The sequence below is a fragment of the Bacteroidales bacterium genome (genome assembly GCA_016707785.1).
Lineage (GTDB): Bacteria > Bacteroidota > Bacteroidia > Bacteroidales > UBA4417 > UBA4417.
Genome location: JADJGZ010000034.1, coordinates 1 through 17,097, shown reverse-complemented (window position 1 = coordinate 17,097; position 17,097 = coordinate 1). Strand labels below are relative to the sequence as shown.

The window sequence follows — 17,097 nt, the reverse complement described above, 5'->3', positions numbered from 1 at the left end:
ATAGAAACTATTGAAATCTCTTTCATGACCATGAAAATATACAGTTTGAGCATTTTATACGCATTGATGATGCCTTTGCTGTTATTCTCTTCTGTAAGGATACAGGCCCAGGTCCTCGGGTGCACAGATCCACTTGCTAACAATTATAATCCGAATGCCACCCAAAATGATGGAAGTTGCCTGTATGCTTCAGCCTCTGTTATGGCTACAGTAACTATTGACCTTTCTTCCAGCCTTTCAGAAAGTTCGGGTTTAAGTGATTGGAATGACTGCCTTTGGACTCACAATGACAATTCAGACATCAGGTTATATTGCCTGGATACGCTCAATGCCTCAATCATGGGTGAATATCCGCTTGTTGGTCTAAGTAATATCGATTGGGAAGAACTTAGCCAGGATGTTGATTATTTCTATATCGGGGACTTTGGTAACAATCAGAATGGTAACCGGACCGACCTGAAAATTCATAAGATTAGCAAGGCTTCACTAATTTCCGGGACAACAGAAATAGAAACCATCAATTTTTCCTATTCTAACCAGGTAAATTTTCTGCCAACCGGACTCAATAATACTAATTTTGATTGTGAAGCGATGATTGTTTCATCAGATAGCATTTACCTTTTTACAAAGCAATGGCTTGATAATCAAACGAGTATTTATGTTTTGCCTAAGGAAGCCGGAAGTTATACTGCCCGGTTCAGGGAAAGTGCGAATGTGGGTGGTCTGATAACCGGGTCAACCTACCTGGAAGATAAGAACCTGGTTGTTTTATGCGGGTATAGTTCATTGCTGCAACCTTTCGTGTACTTGCTGTATGACTTTCAGGGTGATCAATTTTTTGGAGGAAACAAGAGGAAGCTTGGACTGAACCTTCCGTTCCACCAGGTAGAAGGAATTGCTGGTCAGAACGGATTGAAGTATTATATCACGAATGAACGATTTTCTCAGCCACCGGTTATGACCATCCCACAGGCTTTGCATACCCTTGACCTGAGTGCATATTTAGGGTATTACCTTCAGCATTTAAATTCCGGGTATCCTGAGAATGAAATGGCAGCACCTTTTACGGTTTATCCCAATTTAACCGGTGATAAAGTCTTTATTGTCTGTGAGTCCCGTATGATCGGAAAGGATTATCGTTTGTTATCAACCTCCGGCAAATCATTGACCCGTGGAAAAATCAGGAATGAATTCACAAAACTTTCACTCCGATCTTTTCCTGCAGGTATGTATATTTTAACAATATACGGATCGAAAATGGAGTTTTTTAAGATCATTAAGGTTTAACTTTATCTCTGCATTTAATCAAGACTAAAGCCTATGAATCCTCTTTGGACTCAAATAGTCATCCAATCTGTACTCCGGAACAAAAAGAAATCTGAAAGTGAAACTTCCGGGGTTTATTCAAGTTTTGCCCTTGCGAAAGGATACCGTGTTCTTAGAATCACCATTTTCAGGGCTATTAAGGATATTATCCTGGTAACGCTTGGGATTTTCTCTGCAGCCTTTGGATTGAAAGGCTTCCTGCTGACGAATAATTTTATTGATGGTGGAGCGATGGGGATTTCATTGCTAATTTCAGCTTTAAGTCCCGTTCCTTTATACCTGCTGATTTTCATCGTTAATCTCCCTTTTATCGTATTAGGCTATCATATCCTTGGGAAGAGCTTTGTAATAAAAACTGGAATTGCTATCATGGGGTTGGCATTGGTTGTTGCAACCGTCAGTTTCCCGGATGTGACGAAAGACAACCTTTTAGTTGCTGTTTTTGGAGGATTTTTCCTCGGCGCTGGAATTGGTCTGTCCATCCGGGGAGGCGCTGTGATTGATGGTACAGAAATATTTGCTATCTATATCAGTAAAAAAGTAGGTGCTACAGTTGGAGATATCATCCTTATTGTCAATGTTTTAATATTTTCAGTTGCAGCCTGGCTGTTGTCAGTTGAAATTGCCCTTTATTCTTTACTCACCTACCTGGCTGCTTCCAAGACATTGGATTTTATTATCGAAGGAATTGAAGAATACCATGGGGTTACCATTGTAACTGCCCATAGTGAGGAGATCAGGATTATGATTATTGAACAAATGGGTAAAGGAGTCACTGTTTACAATGGAAAAAGAGGGTATGGGAAACTTGGGGAGACCAGGGATACGGAGATTATTTATACTGTGGTTACCCGATTGGAATTGAATAAATTAAATACTGCAATTGAAAAGATTGACCCAAATGCATTTGTTGTTACCACAAGCTTGAAGGATACTAAAGGAGGAATGATCAAGAAAAGACCTCTGAAGTATTGAGCATGTTCAATGTAATTTAACTTACTATACTGAAAATCAGTGGATTTATCTATTTTCAATTTGTAATGAAGTCATGGTCAAGGAACCCATTACTGCCTTATCATTGAAGAAACTGATCCGGTCATTGGTGTCTTTCAGCCCCAGTATATAAAGAAGGGGCAGGTAATGTTCGGGAGAAGGCACCGCCAATTGAACAGCTTTACCTAAACTTCGATAATCAATAAGTTTATGATCACCATTCTCAAGAATTAAAGTTTTAAAGAGATCATTTGCTTCAAGGGCCCAATCGCTTCCTGAGTCAGGATGTTGCCAGTCAAGCATCCCCAAATTATGCACCATATTTCCACTACCCATAATAAGAATTCCTTTTTTCCTGAGAACAGATATTTGCCTTGCCAACTGATAATGTTCCGCAGGAGATTTTGTATAATCAAGGCTCATCTGGATAACGGGAACATTCGCTTCAGGGTACATATTTTTAACTACACTCCATGTTCCATGGTCCAGTCCCCATTTTAAGTCTAATCCGGCTTTGTTATCTTCAAATAACGAAGCTGTTTCTGATGCCAGCCTTGGATCACCGGGAGCGGGATATTCCACAGCAAACAATTCTTCAGGAAACCCACCAAAATCATGAATTGTCCTTGGCTTTTCCATGGCGGTAATATAAGTACCCTGAGTCTCCCAATGTGCTGATATACAAAGGATGGCTCTAGGGACAGGTAGGGTATTACCTAATTCTGCCCATTTTTCAGTGAATTCATTTTGCTCGATGGCATTCATTGGACTTCCATGCCCGGCAAAAAGCAATGGCATGGTATCAGTCGAATTCAGGGAATTTGTGAATGTATCAAATTGACTTAATTTCATAGTATATCCTGCAAAAGGAATAATGGCCAGCGTTTTAAGGAAGTTCTTACGATCCATAGTGTTGATCTGTCTGCTCTTAAAACAAGGGAATGGGGAATAAGTTTGATGTCTAATGATGTGGGATGTCGGATGTCTGATGTTTGATGTCTGGTTTGATGTCGGAGTTTGATGTTGGATGTCTAATTTGGGATGTTAATTGCGGATTGCGGATTGCGGATTGGGGATGTCGGATGTCTAATGTTTGATGTCTGATGTTTAATGTTGGATTTTGGATCTTAGGGACCTGCCCGACTGAAAGCTATACTCTCAATATGATTTTTTCCATTCGGTCAGGCGGCTTGGAACTTGGTCCGCCAGATGGTGGATAAATCTTGGATCTTTTTCCAGCCAGAGCCAAAGGCTCCCCTCAGCACCAGCACACAGCACTCAGCACCTGGGCCTATTGGAATCCAAATCAGTCAACCATTTTTCGATCTTGTGGGCAAAAGGAATAACAAATAATCAACACTAAAATTAAATGAAAAGTAAATTCTAACTTATTGATTTGAGTTTGTGTTCAATATTTAACATTTTGAAGCCTGCCAAATCCGCAATCCGCAATTAGATATCCGAAATCTAAAACTCACAGCCCAAGGCTCCTCATCGGGGCACCCGGCCAGCACTCAGCACCTGGCCAGGCTATTGGAATCCAAATCAGTCAACCATTTTCGATCTTGTGGGCAAAAAGGAATAACAAATAATCAACACTAAATATTAAATGAAAAAGTAAATTCTAACTTATTGATTTAGAGTTTTGTGTTCAATATTTAACATTTTGAAGCCTGCCAAATCCGCAATCCGCAATTAGATATCCGAAATCTAAAACTCACAGCCCAAGGCTCCCCTTCGGGGCACTCAGCACTCAGCACCCAGCACTCATTTCACAACAATAGTATTACCAGCATATTCCACTTTGTCACCGCTTCTGATCTTGTTTCTCTTGCGGAATTCTACCTGCTCATTGACTTTTACCTTTCCCATCTCCACAACCAATTTTGCTTCACTCCCTGAATCTACCAGTCCCATGAGTTTTAGCAGTTTGATCAGTTCTATGAACTCCTGGTTTTCCAGATGAAATTCCATGTTGAATTGGTTTTTAATGGATTCAAAAAAACAAAGGTAAGCCTTTACTTACAAGAATATTCAGGTCAAAATTTCTTCAGAATTGGAAATATTAAAAAATTAAGATATTTTCGTAAGATAAAGGCATGAGAAATTGCAGCAATAGGTCACATATTAAGCATCAAAAAGTAATGCTATGAAAGACAAAATTGTTCCTGGAGGTTACCTTTTTACCCGAAAGTACACAAATTATATTTTCGCCCTGTTATTCCTGCTGTACATGTTTGATTATGTCGACAGGATGGTAATCACTTCCTTGTTTCCTTTTCTGAAAACTGACTGGGGTCTGACTGATACTCAATGTGGGATGTTGGTATCGGCTGTTTATTGGTCTATTGTACTTTTTACCTTTCCCATATCTATTCTTGTCGACCGTTGGAGTCGGCGCAAAACCATCGGAATGATGGCTCTGGTGTGGAGTGTGGCCACAGGATTGGGTGCCTTCTCCCTGAATTTCAGGCATCTCTTTTATGCTCGCTCAGTGATTGGTGTGGGTGAAGCCGGTTATGCCCCGGGAGGATCAGCTATGATCTCAGCCTTGTACCCTGTCGAAAAACGTTCATGGATGATGGGACTATGGAATGCATCCATCCCTTTGGGAAGTGCTATAGGTGTAGCTGTCGGAGGTATCATCGCCACCCAATGGGGTTGGAGACATGCGCTTGGGATTGTAGCGATACCAGGACTTTTTATTGCAATCCTTTTCTTCTTTGTAAAAGACTACAAAACAATCAGCCTTGTAAAGGAGGAATCTAATACTCCTGAACATAAGAAAGTAAAAATGTCCATTCGGGATATGTTCATTGAATTTATTCAAAAACCTTCCCTGATGTTCACCTATTTCGGAATGGCGGGTGTAGTATTCACAACAACTTCATTGCTTACCTGGTTGCCAACCTATTTCCACAGGGTACAGGGGATTCCTGAAAGCAAAGCAGGTTTAATGTCAAGTGCTGTCTTACTGGTGGCCATCATTGGTGCACCACTTGGAGGGTATATCACCGACCGATGGAGGAAATCACGGGTAAATGCAAGGCTCCTGTTACCAACTATTACCACTTTATTATCCGCCTGCCTGATGTTCCTGGCTTTTAGTGTATTTTCAGGAGAAATGCAGTACATGATACTACTTTCTGTAGGTATATCAGTAACAGCTTTTATTTCAGCCGCAGCTGCCGTAACCCAGGATGTAGTGCATGCCGGGATGAGAGCCATTTCCTATGCCATTGCAGTAGTCATACAGAACCTTTTGGGCGCTTCAATGGGTCCAATCGTAATGGGTGCCATTTCTGATGCATATAATATCCAGACAGCTTTCAGCCTGCTGCCTATTGCATTGATGGTTGCCGCTGCTTTATTCTTTGCCGGTTCTTTTTTCTATGAAAAGGATTTGACCAAAGTGGAAAAGGTATCACTGGAAGTTCTGGATTAGACTTCAATTGAGTCTTACTATTTTTCTTAGCTAATCGTTGATCGAGAAAGAATTCAAAAATCTTTTAGCAGTTTTATTTCCTTCTTTCTTAGGAGTTGTTATTACACCAAATGTGTAAAAATGATCATCAATATAAAACAATCGATAATTCATTAAAGCAATACCATCGCCGTAATAACATCGATATTCCTTGCCAGGATGGCCTTTATATTCAATATCAGTTATTGATATGAGCTGGGCATTCACAGATGCCATGGAACCGTCAATGGAACTTTTATAGAATGAATTCAAATCGTAGGAATCAGAGGGATTGATGGATCCTTCGGGGTAGATTGTTTCCATGGATATGTAAACCATCACATCTGATTCGTCTTTCGGTTCATAAATTTTCATATCGAGATTCAGCTTACCATATGGGGAATCTACAAGTTGGTTTTGTGTTGTGGCAGTTCCAGGGAAGTCAATTTTCAGTCGGTTATTTGCTTCAACCATGGGTACAATAAACGTCCCATCTTCTAAGCCGTTTAACTCAAATGAATTAAAGAAATTTGTGCCCTCCTTGTTGAAATAGCTTCCAGCCCGTGTAACCAAAATCAATTCAAAAAGGTGGTTTTGCACCAGGAATACCCGGAATTCCAGGCAAGCATCAGATGATTTATTTTTCCATCTGAAAATCTTGCCTGGATATCCTTTAAATTCAATGAGTTGGGAATAAATTTTTATATAGTCTTCATCTTCTTCCAAACTGGTTTGAGAAGAATTGATGAATCCTTCAACTAAGTCTAGTGCTGAATCTGAATGTATGTATTCAGGCGGATAGGAGATCAGTCCTACACTGTAATAGGTATTTGGCTGATTTTCATCATCTATGCTTGTTCCCCAAAAATAATCATACAGAAAACTGCCGTTGAAATCCGAGGTGTCTATCTCGAATTCAGGCACTTGCGGAAAACTGATGTTGAATTTCTGGTCAGGATACTCATACTTTTTCCAGTCTGGCTGGCTATAAGCCTTGGATGCAAATACCAAGGCACTGACAAAAAATAAGCTGACACAAATCCTCATATTCGATTTCGTAAAAGGAACAAAAATAGGTTGATGAAGGATTTTTTCTTTTAATACGATGTAAGATAAATGGCTACTTCATGAATTTCAGGACCTTTCCCATCCACAAACAGTGGCAGGACATCATACCGGAAACCAATTCCAAACATGCGTTTTCCTTCTTTCTTTGGGATGATTTCAAAAGCAGCTGTCACATTGTTTTTATTCAGGTTGAATTCCTTAAAGTCACTATTCGGGGTTTTGTATTTTTCTTTCTCATCTGCCACCAGGAAGCCAAGGAATACTTTTCCGCGCTGTTCAAATTCATCATCCGGATCAACATATTTAACTTTATGCTTACCTGCAATGTAGCGGGTATAAGAAGCCTGTAACCTCACATCTGCATATTTTGTTTTAATGTCAATTCCAACCGGTACAAGCAGGTATCCAATCACCATCTTGTTTTTACTCCAGCTGAAGAATTTATTAGTGAATTCATAATCCGGGTTTTTCACGATCTCATAGTTGGTGACACCTTCGTTTAGGCTGAATTTCAGGTTTTCCTGGAAACGATAATAACGAATGGAATAACCTAGATTGGCAAACAAACCAAGATACTTCCCATCAATGGAAATCATCGATTTTTCGAAAGTATTTCCAAGGCTTCCGAATCCTTTGAAGGTTGTACCGAAATCAGCAGCATCAGGTCCCTGGAAGAAATCGAATTCCATGGTTTGTTTCTGGCCTTTGAAATACTTGATTTCTACCTGGCTGATGGCATTATGAGCTGTAAAGCCCATAAGCAGAATGATAACTAAAATTTTGTTTTTCATTGGTAAGGGTTTTAATGATTGAAATAATATGCAGGATGAAGTATAAGGTTGAAATAAGTAGGAAATTAGTATGACAAGCAGAAAGAGTAGAACAAATTATGGTCATTTAAACTAAAAAGGACCTTGACTTGTTCATAGGTATTTCTGATTTTCGGAATTATAGCATTGCATAAATCTGAAGCGACTTGACAATAATTCATAAAAATTAACGGAATTTACAATTTATTCGAATATCAGTATCAGGGGAAGAAAATTATTTGGTGCGAGAATTTTTCGAATTTAAAAATATCATCAATTTCGCATTAATTATTTTTCTTCAAGCGGTAAATGGAGTAGTCGTTATCATCAAATATCAAAGGGTAGTATCCAAAATGATCAGGATAGGTATGTTTATTTATCACCAGGAAAGCTGCACCCAACTTTGCCAAACTATCAAGTTTTGGTACGGACAGGATGGAGTTATCTGAGGTCCAGCCTTTCCTGTGAGCGAAGTAAATTTCCTGGGGAGAAGGACCGCCATTGATCAGGATTTTTTGTTGCTCCGGAATATGCTTTTGGACGATTTGTTCCAGTCCGGGTTTGTAAGTTTCCTTTTTATTGATAAAGAAGTCATGTTGCTGGTTGGCAATCCCTTCAATGGCTATAAGGAGGAGTATAAATATGCCGAATTTGCCTGGAATTTGTTTTAGTCCGAATCCTGCTATGAAAGCCATAATTGGAGTAAACGGAATAATATAATAGTTATGTAATGGAAATACGGAACCAGTTTTCAAAGTAAAAACGAGGAAGATGCCGGTAATCACCAGTAAGCCTGAATTTAGTAAAAGGTTGTTTTTCCGGATAAGAAAGAATATTCCTGCCAGGAAAAATCCGAAAGCTATGTAAGAATTCAGGGAACTGAAATAGAACTTCTCAAGGAATTCAGGGATTAACGGGGTTATTTCCATAAACCCTTCTGCAAACCCTTTCGGAAAATATAACTGGTATCGATAGGTATCTACCAGGTAGGGAACCCAATAGAAATACCAACTGCTGACTACCAGGACACTTAAGGCTGTGACAGATACAATGAGAATCTTTCTGGTTATTTCTATCTGCTTGATAATCAGTACTAAACCAACGACAGAAACCAGGCTTAATGCCGGGATCTTGCATAACATACCCAGTGTGATAAAAAAGAAGTAAAAAATAAGGCTCCGGGCTTTTCCTGTCAGAAGAAACTGGAATCCAGCATAAAGCCCGATGATGACGAGGGCAACACTGAAAGTATCAGGCATTATTTTCCTTGAAAAAGCAAACCAGATGGAGGATAACAAAATAATTCCTGAATACAGGGCTGTTTTTTTGTCAGTTAACAATTCTACCAGTTTGCTGAAGTAATAAATTCCAATACTTGAAACTACCAGGTTTATAAGCCTGCCATACCAGTGAGTATAGTCGAAAAGCAGTGAAACCAGGTAGATGAGGTAGTTAAATAAGGGAAATTCTGTACCTATGATCCCTGTTCGATTGCCACCCATATCTATCCTTGGATATAGTATATTGGCATCTGTTTCCAGGAAATTCCTGGCTACCATATTGGTGAGACATTGTCTCCAGTTATGTCCAATCTCCAGTGGTGGATTTGTGATTCCAATCAAACGGATCAGAAAGAAAATCAAGATCCAGAACCTTATATCAGTGAACAGGACTTTGTAACTCGAATAGCTTCTCATGTTATTTAAAAGCGGGTAAAATATACTTCCAAATCAGGTTAATCTCTGCCTGCATATCCGGGATATTGGCTGTTGTTACAACTACGGCATCTTTGTCAGGGATAACAATAATAAACTGTCCGACCATTCCATCAGCCCTGTAGGCATTATGCCTGCACCGCCAGAGTTGATAACCATAGCCTTGCAGCCAGTCGCTATCTTTTACTTTCGCTGTTTTGGCCCAGGCAGGCCCCTGGTTGTTGTATGAGCGGGTGGCTTCTTCAAACCAGGCTTCAGGCAGGAGTTGCTCACCTTTCCAGGCCCCTTTCTGGAGCATGAATTGTCCGAATTTTGCCATATCTTCTGTCCTGAGCGACAAACCCCAACCTCCTAATGCAATACCCTGTGGTGATTTGTCCCAGGTTGCACCTGTAATTCCCAATGGTCTGAAAAGCCTTGGGTACAGGTAATCCAGCAAGTCTTCTCCTGAAACCTTTTTTATGATAGCTGAAAGCATATAAGTAGCGATACTGTTATAAGTGTAATAAGTTCCGGGTTCATAAGCAAGGGGCGTCCCCAGGAAAACCCTGACCCAATTCTCATTCCCGGGTAATGTATCAACTGCGGGTTCTGTTGCATGTCCGGTAGTCATCGTCAGGAGATGCCTGATTTCAAGATTTTCAAGATTTGGTGTCATTACAGCAGGCAAATCATCCGGGAAAAAGGAGATTACCTTATCCGAAACTTTTAGTTTTTTCTCATTTACGGCAAATCCTATAGCTGCTGAAGTAAATGATTTACTAACCGACCACATCACATGCTTCTTTTGTGCCGAATGTTCACCAAACCAATGCTCAGCTACCACTTTCCCATGCCTTAATACCATGAGGCTATGAAGTTCCTGTTTCTGGGTCTTCACGGCTTCCAGGTATTTTGTTATGGCAGTGGGGTTCATATTTTCTGCCTGGGGAGTGCTCCGGGGAAGTGCATTTACTACCTCATTAAATCCTACTAACTGAATGCCTTTCTGTTTGATGGCAGTGCTGACTTTTTCAGAAGTAAAAAGATCGGTAACCCCTTGACGATCAGAAGCTACATTTTCATATCCTTTGTGATGTATGCCCTGCATTTCTGCATTGTCGTAAGCCGGATGCTCAAGGAAACAATAAGTTTTACCGGCTTCCATCCCATCGAGAAGACTTAGGAATGATGCTTCCTTTTCGGTATAGGAATGATGCGTTCCGGGATATCCTGAGTCAATAATATCATAATTGGTTTCGGGGTTATCATCAACCAGGCTGAGATGATATTCCCTGGCGAGTCGTAAGGTCATTTCAGCCACCTCCTTATTCAGACCGATGGAACCCATATGTCCTGTAAGATGACTAAGTTGTGGGATATTCCTGAGAGCCAGTTCAATCTGTGCCCTGAATTCTTTCTCAATTTCTGCAAGGGTCCAAGGCTGTTCTGCCACGGATTGGCCGGGGTAATATGTATTTGCCTTTAAGCGGGGGAAGAAATACCCGTTCTTATCCCTGAGATTAGGGCAGTCAGTGAGCGGTCCCCATTTTACCAGGTCCCATTCGCTGGTAAGGGTAAGGTGAAGTCCGACTTCAATATCCGGATTTTCTGCAAGCAAGGTTACGGCTTCGGGGAACCAGGGAGTAACCGCCATCACTTCTATTGTGGTAACAATGCCTTTCCTGGCGGTTTCGATGCAGGCAAGATTGGCAGAATGGCTGGATCCCATGTCATCGGCCCTGATGATGAGTCGGGGAGGGGGTTGCTGGGCACAACCGGCAATGGAAAGACAAAGGAAGGCTACTAAAAGAAGATTTTTCATTGAAAGGTTGGAATAATTGAATAGAAGAGAAGTGTGGGATTATGGAGTAAAGTTAAGGGAAAATGTAAAATGGGAAATGCAAAATGTAAAATCCAAAATGAAAATGAAAATAAGCATGAAAATGAAAAATGAAAAATGAAAAATGAAAAATGAAAAATGAAAAATGAAAAATGAAAAACCCTAAATACTGAATCCCCATCACTCAGAGCCGAAGGCTCCCAGCACCCAGCACTCAGCACCCAGCACCCAGCACCCAGCACTCAGCACTCAGCACCCAGCACCCAGCACTCAGCACCCAGCACTCCTCACTCAAACAGGCTCGGCAAATGGAACGCGAATCCGCCGGCTGGCGGACGGATTGTTACGCGGATGGAAACTGATAGATTTGTAATTATGCACAATTCAATCGTGTACAAAATCAATAAGCCGAAATATTCTACCGCCCCCCCGGCCCCCCGGAAAAAACGGACACAGGGGGGGGCCCCTAAACCCCCCCCGGGGGACAAGGGGAGGGGGGGGGGGGGGAGGGGGGGGGGGAAACACCGGCCCAGACCCAAACGGGAAAGAAACTTTTGGGAAAAGTGGGGAAGGGAAAAGGGGGAAAGGGAACACACCGCCCTACGACCAAAACCAAACAGAAGGCGAGGAAGAGGGCACCCAAAAAGAAGAATTTGGAAGTTCTTAAAAAAAAAGGGGGGAAAGGGAAGAAAGAAAACAACAGAAAAAAAAAGGGGCCGGGAAAGTTTTTAGGAAACCGCCCTAAAAGAAAAAAGAGGAAACTGGCCCATTTTAAAAAAGGGGTTGGGGGGGGGGGGAAAAAAAAAAGGGAGAAACCAAGGCCCCCAAGAGAGTAACGGGGGGGGTTTAAGAGAAAAGAAAGAAAGATAGGTAAGGGGGGGAAACCCCAAAGAGAAACCTAGGCCGATTTGTCTCTTCAAAGAAGGGGGAGGGGGGAGGGGAAAGAAAGGTAAGTACGGGGACCGGGGGGGGGGGAAAAAAAACCCGACCAACAGGCGGGGACCAATAAAAAAGGAAAGGGAAGCGGGGGGGGAAACTAAGGCCCCCGAAGCGAAAAGAGGAAAAAAGAAAAAAGGGAAAGAGAAAACACTTTGAAGAAAGGAAGGGAATTGGAATTGTTTTTTGTTATTTAGGGGGGGGAGGAATTTGAGGGGGAAAAACCGACAGAGGGAACACAAACAGAAAAAGGGACCCAACAAAAAGTAAAAAAAAGAAAAAAACCAAAAAACCTCAGAAAAAAAAAAAGGAATAAAACCACAGTGAAGATCCTCTGTAAGCTTGATGAGTTTCTCAGTAAAAGGTTTCGTAAAGTTTTTATGCCCGAGGTATCTTACATGCGACCCAACAGATAAGCCGGTATTGATCTCATGATCCCGAACCATTGTCTGGTAACCGGCACTCAGAGGCTGCAATGGCCATCCTAAAACATCATTTTTGTCAAAATAATTATCCCATTCAAACCGGGGATTTCGCACTTTAAAAGGAATAATTTGGTTTTCTGGATAGCCTGAAACGAAAAGAGGAATATTGCAGCCAACAGTTACCATGTATCGCAGGTTCTCAAGGTTATTTTCAGCATTTGCATGCTCCCTTTCGAAGATACCCTGGTGATGGTCGGCATCCCAGATATAGCTTGACAGCACGTGCGCTCCCATGGAGGAGCAGACAACCACCAGTATGGCATCATCATAGGATTTCTTAATGCGGTTGGCTTCTTCAATGGTTTCTTTCAGGAAGTGATGAATATTCCGATAGACACTATTTGGATGCATCGGGTTTCTCTCAAAAGTAACGGCATCACCAAAGGCTTGCATGACGAATTTCCTGAGACCTAGTACCCCGCCAAGGTCATGAATCTCCTCCATCCGGTTGTACATATCCATCTGGTTCTCATCAATATGCGTATGAGCAAAGGGACGGCATTCAATGAGTTCGAAGTTTCCATCCAGGTTGGTATCTTCAGCATAGAACTGAATACCGCTCTTAAGTTTCTCAGCATATCCCTCTTTCTGGGTTCCAATGCCGGGGATGGTTAGGATGATGATTTTCTTTTGCATATACAGAGCGTGAAATATAACTTATGATATTGAGAAACAAAGCTGAGTAAGAAAAGTTCCGGAAGTGCGTATTACCCAGGTTATAATGTTGGCAAAAGTTGAGAAATAATAGGTTATTCAAAATAATAACAGGCGCTATCTTTCATAAGAACTGCAGTTGATCAGTCCAGTCTGCATATGTTGTCAGTAGAGTGGATTTAAGGCTAAGAATATTTTAATGTTAGAAATATCATATTTTTATATCTTTCACAATTCAATGTATAGAAACCCCATTAATCTAAATATTCCATGAAAAAATTCTCTTTTATTCACTTTTTTTGTCTTGCAGCTATTTTTCTTTTTCTCATTGGCTGTGAAAAATCCAGCACTGATGATCCTCAGGTATTCAAAGTAATAGATATCGATGGAAACAAGTACGATACAATCCATATTGGTACTCAGGTTTGGTTGAAACAAAACCTGAAGGTTACTCATTACCGTAATGGAGATCCAGTGGAGCCTATTCTAAAAGATAGTGACTGGTTCTATAGTGAGAGTGGTGCATGGTGTTGTTACAATAACGATACAAACAACATTCCTATATATGGTTGTTTATACAATCTGTATGCAGCAAAAGATCCGCGAGGCCTTTGTCCCCAGGGATGGCATACTCCAACCGAGGACGAATGGCGTACCCTGGTATCATTTTTAGATTTTGAAGGAGGGTATAAACTGAGGGAGCAAGGAACAGAACATTGGAAGCCAACCAACGCTGGAGCCACTAATAGCACGGGATTCACAGCTCTTCCCGGGGGAAAACGAAATCCGGGAGATGCATCATTCGCTGAAATTGGCAGTAGTGCGTATTTTTGGACTGATATTATTGTTGCTACAACCACAGGCGATTTCCCAAGGCAATTAATGTTTAATGAGAATTATGTTAATCGTGCCTGCTATAGTCCTAAAGACGGACTATCAGTGAGATGTATCATGGACTAACCTGATACAAAAAATAAATCCTTTCTTTGATATTTAGATGTGTTTTTTTGCACAAAGGTGTTACTATGCTTGTCACCTTGAAGAGTGCATTATTAAGGATGGGAATCAGATCAAATCAAAATATCAATGATCTCCTTGCCTGACATATTTCCATATCAGGAAACTAATATTCCGGTCATCCGACAGGTTTCTAAGAATCATGCTGCAGAAAGGAAAAACTAGGGTGTGATTTTTTCCTCGTGAACATACTCCAGGATGTCACCCGGTTGGCAGTCGAGGGCTTTGCAAATAGCATCCAGGGTAGTAAAACGAATGGCTTTTGCCTTTCCGGTTTTTAAGATGGATAGATTCGATAATGTCAGGTCAACCCTTTCCGAAAGTTCATTCAGGGAGATCTTCCGCTTTGCCATCATCACATCCAAATTTACAATGATTGACATGGCTTATACGGTTAAATCGTTTTCATTCTGTAGTTCAACTCCCTTTGCGAAAATGGTTGCAATAACATAGATCACTGCAGCCATTAAGATAAACGCCTGGCTATCGGCCCAGAACTGGTTTAAGATATCGATTTCAAAGCCCCGATGCTCCAATTGACTTGAGAATTGACGGGCGATGTAACTGATGAGCCCGATGGAAAGGGTATAATAACTTAAAAGGGAGATCTGTTTTGAAACGTAGTTACTGAAGGGTTTCGCCAAATCAAGTTTAAGCAGGAGCATGATGACAATATAAAACAGGTATGCCTTCAAAAATGAGATGACCAGGATAAGGCTGTAAATACTGTAATAGGCCCCCTCACTGCGTTGGTACATCTCACTTAAGTCCAGCTTCTGGTAGAGGTGTTTGATGACTTCGGGTTTGAACAGGCTGTAAATAAAATTTACAATCAATCCTCCGGCTTCAATAGATAAGCCAACGAAAATGAGCCAGGCAACTATATGTAGCACAATAAATATGAATTTGTTAGTTTTAGCCATAGGGATAATGTTTTAAGATTAGGCGACAAAAATAATAAATATTTATTGATAAACGATAAATAAATAATAATAATCAAAAAAAATATTTGGCGACTAATATCAGGACGCTTCAAAAAACTATTACTGAATATCAGTATTCAAGGTTAGTGTAATTGATTGTATTTTGATTTCATTGTTTATAGATCCGCAGTTTAGCCTTAAGCCACTGACTCCAACCAGCCTGCAATTATGAACTTCCCGGCACTATTTCCGGGCGAACCGGTAAAAAACGTCATATCAGATAATGATCATTTTGAATATTAAACCTGCTGCTATTGCACAGGAAAAGCTTAATAAAGTACCAATGATAATGTATTCTGTTTTCTTATGATCCGATGATTTACTGAGATCCCCGAAGCGAAAAACCGATTTTGCTGCTATCAGAAAGCCTATCGCACTAAACTGATTGATCACAATGAAAGTAAACACCAATACCCTTTCGAGAATACCGATCCATTTCCCGGCATCTTTCAGGCCTTTATTCCCGGTTAATGTTGATTCATTTTCCAGTTCATCATTCCATTTTTGGGTCATTTTACCGATGGCAACCGATGCCGGCATACTAAGTAAAATGTAAAAGAGTATCATCCACCAGTTTTTATGTAGGGTTGCCATTTCAGAAAGCTGAAGCCAGAAAATCCGGAATTGATGGGTAAAACCTAACCAGACAATGGTAATAATTAACAGATGAAAGAATTGGTCGGCTAAAAACAACCAGATAGTATTTTGACGAATCAATGGTTTTACTGCGTCAGTAATGATATGGCCGGTACCAACCAGCAGAAATACCGGCCACAGATGAAAATCGCCCAGCATGATTGCCAAAACACCAAGAGTAACTGATATATGATACCAGAAAGCTGTTGATTTTAACCCTTTGCTGTCTTTTTTCTGTGCCCAGGAGGTGGGTTGAAATACGAAATCGGACAGAAAATGTGCAACAAATATTCTCAATAATAACTCAATGTTTGATAACTCCATTTTTTACTTAATTATTAGTTTCTGGAAGCGGTTAATAAAGGCTTCCATACTATCCATATTACCATATACCATGAGTCTTTTATGCACACCAGGCTGTGTGATCGCAAACTGGGCCGCAAGTTCCTTTTGATTTTTCCCGTAAAGTAAATGATGGTAGACAGCTTCTGCCGTTGAAGCTGTCCATTTTTTTATTAGGGCATCTGCCATCTTGCAGGTAACATCCAGTTCCTCATTCGTTTCGTTCCAGGGTGTAGTTATTGCAAGGCAATCATTCCTGTTGATCATGCCATCAAATGCTTTGCCGGAATTGACAAATGCTTCACCCTGCGATTCTGTAGCCTTTTGAGCCTTGTAACTTACATCACCAATTCCAATACCAACCCTTGCATCAGTATAGGAATGCAAGATCGTTTTTCCATTTTTGCTTTTTGCTGAACTTAATGATGAGGGCTCATACATTCGAAGGCCGGCACGGAAAATAATAGCCACTGATAGGGCCAGCTCGGGTTTTGGGACAAATGCCTGAAAACTGTCACCCCGATATATCTGGAAATTGCCTTCCCCTGCCAGCAAATTTTCATTTATAATATTGAATGTTTTTTTTAACGACTCAATAACAGGTTGAATATCAGTTGCTGATATCTTTCGCGATTTAACCAGGTCGCCTGTAACCACTGCATGTAATAGCATCTTATCCCTTTTTATGTACTTGTTTTACTACAAATATCTTTATTTTAATTTATAACTCCAATAGGTAATACTTTATTGTTATAACCTATAAGAGTTATAAAATTGTTATATAACCTATAGGGGTTATCTCCATCTGCCATTCATTGAAATACCGGAAGATTGATCTGTATCCTTCT

General features: G+C 40.6%; 17 protein-coding genes. 7 read left to right on the top strand and 10 right to left on the bottom strand.

Annotated elements, in window-relative coordinates; genetic code table 11:
* The first annotated feature begins 30 nt into the window (after nt 1-30).
* Nucleotides 31-1,287: a T9SS type A sorting domain-containing protein gene (locus IPH84_16135; GenBank protein ID MBK7174716.1), complete on the top strand. Its 1,257-nt coding sequence runs from the start codon at nt 31-33 to the stop codon at nt 1,285-1,287.
* 33 nt (nt 1,288-1,320) lie between these two features.
* A complete protein-coding gene (locus IPH84_16130) occupies nt 1,321-2,301 on the top strand; it encodes a YitT family protein (GenBank protein MBK7174715.1) in 981 nt (326 codons plus the stop codon).
* A 45-nt stretch (nt 2,302-2,346) separates the two neighbouring features.
* Here IPH84_16130 and ygiD read toward each other — a convergent pair whose 3' ends face one another.
* Nucleotides 2,347-3,228, bottom strand: a complete 882-nt coding sequence (ygiD, locus tag IPH84_16125) for a 4,5-DOPA dioxygenase extradiol (protein ID MBK7174714.1) — start codon at nt 3,226-3,228, stop codon at nt 2,347-2,349.
* A gap of 858 nt (nt 3,229-4,086) precedes the next feature.
* Complete coding sequence (locus IPH84_16120) at nt 4,087-4,293, bottom strand: RNA-binding S4 domain-containing protein (GenBank protein MBK7174713.1); 207 nt, start codon at nt 4,291-4,293, stop codon at nt 4,087-4,089.
* 175 nt (nt 4,294-4,468) lie between these two features.
* Between IPH84_16120 and IPH84_16115 the strand changes: the two genes are divergently transcribed.
* Nucleotides 4,469-5,764, top strand: a complete 1,296-nt coding sequence (locus IPH84_16115; protein ID MBK7174712.1) for an MFS transporter — start codon at nt 4,469-4,471, stop codon at nt 5,762-5,764.
* Nucleotides 5,765-5,794: 30 nt separating this feature from the next.
* Here the strand turns inward: IPH84_16115 and IPH84_16110 are convergent, their stop codons facing one another.
* The 4 genes from IPH84_16110 to IPH84_16095 form a co-directional block, all read right to left on the bottom strand.
* Nucleotides 5,795-6,793, bottom strand: a complete 999-nt coding sequence (locus IPH84_16110; protein MBK7174711.1) for a hypothetical protein — start codon at nt 6,791-6,793, stop codon at nt 5,795-5,797.
* Between the two features lie 86 nt (nt 6,794-6,879).
* Nucleotides 6,880-7,641: a hypothetical protein gene (locus IPH84_16105; protein MBK7174710.1), complete on the bottom strand. Its 762-nt coding sequence runs from the start codon at nt 7,639-7,641 to the stop codon at nt 6,880-6,882.
* A 302-nt stretch (nt 7,642-7,943) separates the two neighbouring features.
* Nucleotides 7,944-9,356: a glycosyltransferase family 39 protein gene (locus IPH84_16100; protein ID MBK7174709.1), complete on the bottom strand. Its 1,413-nt coding sequence runs from the start codon at nt 9,354-9,356 to the stop codon at nt 7,944-7,946.
* Between the two features lies 1 nt (nt 9,357).
* The gene (locus IPH84_16095; GenBank protein MBK7174708.1) at nt 9,358-11,178 is read right to left on the bottom strand and encodes a ChbG/HpnK family deacetylase; all 1,821 of its coding nucleotides are present in this window, start codon (nt 11,176-11,178) and stop codon (nt 9,358-9,360) included.
* Between the two features lie 572 nt (nt 11,179-11,750).
* Between IPH84_16095 and IPH84_16090 the strand changes: the two genes are divergently transcribed.
* The 4 genes from IPH84_16090 to IPH84_16075 all read left to right on the top strand — a co-directional run bounded on the left by IPH84_16090 (nt 11,751) and on the right by IPH84_16075 (nt 14,231).
* On the top strand, nt 11,751-12,032 hold the full coding sequence (locus tag IPH84_16090) for a hypothetical protein (protein ID MBK7174707.1): 282 nt from the start codon (nt 11,751-11,753) through the stop codon (nt 12,030-12,032).
* Nucleotides 12,033-12,839: 807 nt separating this feature from the next.
* Complete coding sequence (locus IPH84_16085; protein ID MBK7174706.1) at nt 12,840-13,031, top strand: hypothetical protein; 192 nt, start codon at nt 12,840-12,842, stop codon at nt 13,029-13,031.
* Nucleotides 13,032-13,046: 15 nt separating this feature from the next.
* Nucleotides 13,047-13,232: a hypothetical protein gene (locus IPH84_16080; protein MBK7174705.1), complete on the top strand. Its 186-nt coding sequence runs from the start codon at nt 13,047-13,049 to the stop codon at nt 13,230-13,232.
* Between the two features lie 309 nt (nt 13,233-13,541).
* Nucleotides 13,542-14,231: a fibrobacter succinogenes major paralogous domain-containing protein gene (locus IPH84_16075; GenBank protein MBK7174704.1), complete on the top strand. Its 690-nt coding sequence runs from the start codon at nt 13,542-13,544 to the stop codon at nt 14,229-14,231.
* Nucleotides 14,232-14,449: 218 nt separating this feature from the next.
* Here the strand turns inward: IPH84_16075 and IPH84_16070 are convergent, their stop codons facing one another.
* The 4 genes from IPH84_16070 to IPH84_16055 all read right to left on the bottom strand — a co-directional run bounded on the left by IPH84_16070 (nt 14,450) and on the right by IPH84_16055 (nt 16,921).
* On the bottom strand, nt 14,450-14,671 hold the full coding sequence (locus IPH84_16070) for a helix-turn-helix transcriptional regulator (protein MBK7174703.1): 222 nt from the start codon (nt 14,669-14,671) through the stop codon (nt 14,450-14,452).
* Between the two features lie 3 nt (nt 14,672-14,674).
* On the bottom strand, nt 14,675-15,211 hold the full coding sequence (locus tag IPH84_16065) for a DUF2975 domain-containing protein (GenBank protein MBK7174702.1): 537 nt from the start codon (nt 15,209-15,211) through the stop codon (nt 14,675-14,677).
* A 276-nt stretch (nt 15,212-15,487) separates the two neighbouring features.
* On the bottom strand, nt 15,488-16,231 hold the full coding sequence (locus IPH84_16060) for a DUF3307 domain-containing protein (GenBank protein MBK7174701.1): 744 nt from the start codon (nt 16,229-16,231) through the stop codon (nt 15,488-15,490).
* 3 nt (nt 16,232-16,234) lie between these two features.
* Nucleotides 16,235-16,921: a hypothetical protein gene (locus tag IPH84_16055; protein MBK7174700.1), complete on the bottom strand. Its 687-nt coding sequence runs from the start codon at nt 16,919-16,921 to the stop codon at nt 16,235-16,237.
* Nucleotides 16,922-17,097: the final 176 nt, after the last annotated feature.

Excerpts from the sequence above, each read along its gene's own strand:
- IPH84_16135 (MBK7174716.1), top strand. The coding sequence starts at position 31 with ATGAAAATATACAGTTTGAGCATTTTATACGCATTGATGATGCCTTTG.
- IPH84_16130 (MBK7174715.1), top strand. The coding sequence starts at position 1,321 with ATGAATCCTCTTTGGACTCAAATAGTCATCCAATCTGTACTCCGGAAC.
- ygiD (MBK7174714.1), bottom strand. The coding sequence starts at position 3,228 with ATGGATCGTAAGAACTTCCTTAAAACGCTGGCCATTATTCCTTTTGCA.
- IPH84_16120 (MBK7174713.1), bottom strand. The coding sequence starts at position 4,293 with ATGGAATTTCATCTGGAAAACCAGGAGTTCATAGAACTGATCAAACTG.
- IPH84_16115 (MBK7174712.1), top strand. The coding sequence starts at position 4,469 with ATGAAAGACAAAATTGTTCCTGGAGGTTACCTTTTTACCCGAAAGTAC.
- IPH84_16105 (MBK7174710.1), bottom strand. The coding sequence starts at position 7,641 with ATGAAAAACAAAATTTTAGTTATCATTCTGCTTATGGGCTTTACAGCT.
- IPH84_16100 (MBK7174709.1), bottom strand. The coding sequence starts at position 9,356 with ATGAGAAGCTATTCGAGTTACAAAGTCCTGTTCACTGATATAAGGTTC.
- IPH84_16095 (MBK7174708.1), bottom strand. The coding sequence starts at position 11,178 with ATGAAAAATCTTCTTTTAGTAGCCTTCCTTTGTCTTTCCATTGCCGGT.
- IPH84_16080 (MBK7174705.1), top strand. The coding sequence starts at position 13,047 with ATGAATCTCCTCCATCCGGTTGTACATATCCATCTGGTTCTCATCAAT.
- IPH84_16075 (MBK7174704.1), top strand. The coding sequence starts at position 13,542 with ATGAAAAAATTCTCTTTTATTCACTTTTTTTGTCTTGCAGCTATTTTT.
- IPH84_16070 (MBK7174703.1), bottom strand. The coding sequence starts at position 14,671 with ATGTCAATCATTGTAAATTTGGATGTGATGATGGCAAAGCGGAAGATC.
- IPH84_16065 (MBK7174702.1), bottom strand. The coding sequence starts at position 15,211 with ATGGCTAAAACTAACAAATTCATATTTATTGTGCTACATATAGTTGCC.
- IPH84_16060 (MBK7174701.1), bottom strand. The coding sequence starts at position 16,231 with ATGGAGTTATCAAACATTGAGTTATTATTGAGAATATTTGTTGCACAT.
- IPH84_16055 (MBK7174700.1), bottom strand. The coding sequence starts at position 16,921 with ATGCTATTACATGCAGTGGTTACAGGCGACCTGGTTAAATCGCGAAAG.